Annotated in this window: 1 pseudogene; it reads left to right on the top strand. The window is 63.4% G+C overall.

From position 1 onward, the window contains the following. Nucleotides 1-217: 217 nt before the first annotated feature. A pseudogene (locus EN808_RS36845) lies at nucleotides 218-404 on the top strand (hypothetical protein); the annotation flags it as partial.

Raw genomic sequence — 404 nt, 5'->3', positions numbered from 1 at the left:
GCGGCGGTGCTGGGTTACGGCACGGCGCGGCTGATCTCCTACGAGCCGCTCTACCATGCGCTGTCGCGCGTGTTCGTCGCCGAAGCGATCCGGCGGCGCAGGGCGGAGGCGGCGCCGGGAACCCATAAGGACTGAGCGACATCCCAACACAGCAAAGACTGGTCCTGCAGCACGCTCGGTGGGTGGAAGGTGCCGCGTCGGCGTGCAATATCGATGCATGAGCGAGTTGACTTTCCGGCGCCTGAGCCTCGACTGGAACGCCGAGTCGAGTGCTCCCGATGTTGAGTTGAATATCGAGGGCAATTCGGCGCGGCTTTCCTTTCTCTTGAACCCAGCGGCCCACGACGCCAAGCCTGGAGAGATAGGGACGCTTCACTTTGTTGGCTGTAGCCGATACCGATGGG

The sequence above is a fragment of the Mesorhizobium sp. M8A.F.Ca.ET.165.01.1.1 genome (genome assembly GCF_004792065.1).
Classification (GTDB): domain Bacteria; phylum Pseudomonadota; class Alphaproteobacteria; order Rhizobiales; family Rhizobiaceae; genus Mesorhizobium.
This window is presented reverse-complemented; position numbering and strand designations above follow the sequence as displayed.